The organism is Streptomyces sp. NPDC051172 (assembly GCF_040682555.1).
Lineage (GTDB): Bacteria > Actinomycetota > Actinomycetes > Streptomycetales > Streptomycetaceae > Streptomyces.
Genome location: NZ_JBFBBE010000343.1, coordinates 1 through 1,451, shown reverse-complemented (window position 1 = coordinate 1,451; position 1,451 = coordinate 1). Strand labels below are relative to the sequence as shown.

3 protein-coding genes are annotated in these 1,451 nt (G+C 76.2%); all 3 read left to right on the top strand.

The window, feature by feature from the left end:
* Window positions 1-289 (top strand): DUF3099 domain-containing protein (locus AB0N07_RS50945; protein WP_365847805.1); only part of this gene is annotated, 289 nt, incomplete at its 5' end.
* Window positions 286-657 carry a hypothetical protein gene (locus AB0N07_RS50940; protein ID WP_350745471.1) on the top strand — a complete coding sequence of 124 codons (372 nt, stop codon included), beginning with the start codon at window positions 286-288 and terminating at the stop codon, window positions 655-657. The genes AB0N07_RS50945 and AB0N07_RS50940, both read left to right, overlap by 4 nt.
* A partial coding sequence (locus AB0N07_RS50935) for an SURF1 family protein (RefSeq protein WP_365847803.1) occupies window positions 654-1,451 on the top strand: 798 nt, incomplete at its 3' end. The genes AB0N07_RS50940 and AB0N07_RS50935, both read left to right, overlap by 4 nt.

The following is a 1,451-nucleotide window of genomic DNA, read 5'->3' as shown; positions in this document are numbered from 1 at the left end:
CTTCGCCCACGGCTGGTGGCAGCTCGGGTTCATCCTCGGCGCGGTCGTGCTGCCCTACGTCGCCGTCGTGCGCGTGAACAACACCGGCCCCCAGCAGGCCGGCACCCTGCGCGCCGTGCCCGCCCAGGGACCGGCCCTGGCCCCCCGCCCCGACGACACGGCGGCGCCCGAGCCGGTCGTGCTCACCGGCGACCTCGTGGACGACCCGCGCGACCGTGCGCCCCGGGCGCTGGGCCGAGGGTCCTCGTCCGCCGGCGGTCCCGGCCTGCCCGGACGGGGCGCCGCGTGACCGGCGCGGTCCCGGGTGAGCCGGGCATCGACCTGCTGGGCGCCCTCGCGTCCGGCCGCCTCGACCCCGCCGCCGGTGCCTCCACCGCCCGATCCCCGCACGCCGCCGCGGACGGGCCCGAGCGGCCGGTCTGCTCGCGTCGCGGCTGCACCGCGGAGGCCGCCTGGGCCCTGGAGTGGAACAACCCGCGCGTCCACGCCCCGGACCGGGTGAAGACCTGGCTGGCCTGCGCGGACCATCGGTCCTTCCTGGACGACTTCCTGAGCGCCCGCGGCTTCCTGCGGCGCTCCCGCCCGCTCGACCCGCCCGCCACGGAGGCGCCCGAGGTCGACACGCCCGAGACCCCGCAGGAGCCCCCGCGCCCATGAGCACCCCCGCCCCCATGACGGCCCCGACCGCCCGCGACGCCCAACGCCTGCCTCCCCTGCGCTTCGGCTTCCTCGCCACCGGCCCGTGGATCCTCGGCTTCGTGGTGTGCGTCCTCTTCGCATTCCTGTGCCACGCGCTCGCCCAGTGGCAGTGGGACCGCCGCGTGGAGGTCCAGCACCGCGTCAACCGCGTCCTGGAGAACTACGACGACGACCCGGTCCCGTTCGCCGCGGCCTCCCGGCTGTTCACCGCGTTCCAGACCGAGGACGAGTGGACCCCCGTGACACTGACCGGCGAGTACCTCGTCGACGAGACGCTCATCGTCCGCAACCGTCCCCGCGCCGGCCAGCCCGGCTACGAGGTGCTCGTGCCGTTCCGGACGGACGAGGGCCCCGTCGTCGTGGTGGACCGCGGCTGGCTCCCGGTGGGCAACAGCCCGGGTCGTCCGGACGCCGTGCCGACCCCGCCCGCCGGCCACGCCGAGGTCGTGGTGCGGGTCAAGCCCGGGGAGCCGGCCCTGGACCGCGACGCCCCGGACGGCCAGGTGCCCTCGATCGACCTCGCCGAGATCGCCGACACCGTGGGCGGGCCCGTGGCCGGGACGGCCTACGGGATCATGGTCACGGAGGACCCGGCGGTGGGGTCGATGCCGCAGAAGCTCGTCGAGCCCACCCTGGACGAGGGCCCGCACCTGTCCTACGCGATCCAGTGGTACCTGTTCGCGGCCATGGGCTTCGGGGTGTGGGGGTACTCCGCGTGGATGCGCGCCCGCAACGATCGGGCCGACGCCCTC